Genomic DNA, 200 nt, shown 5'->3' with positions numbered 1-200 from the left:
CGATAGTGAACCAGTACCGTGAGGGAAAGGTGAAAAGCACCCCGGGAGGGGAGTGAAAGAGAACCTGAAACCGTGCGCCTACAATCAGTCGGAGGACGTTTACGTCTGACGGCGTGCCTTTTGTAGAATGAACCGGCGAGTTACGATCACAGGCGAGGTTAAGGCGGAGAGCCGGAGCCGCAGCGAAAGCGCGTCTGAGA

1 rRNA gene is annotated in these 200 nt (G+C 57.0%); it reads left to right on the top strand.

Annotation, left to right across the window (positions count from 1 at the left end):
* Nucleotides 1–200, top strand: a 23S ribosomal RNA gene (locus EFBL_RS03345); the annotation flags it as partial.

Origin of the sequence: Effusibacillus lacus, from assembly GCF_002335525.1 — a bacterium.
Taxonomy (GTDB): Bacteria; Bacillota; Bacilli; order Tumebacillales; family Effusibacillaceae; genus Effusibacillus; species Effusibacillus lacus.
Note: the sequence above shows the minus strand (reverse complement) of the source record. Positions and strands in the feature narration are given on the sequence as shown.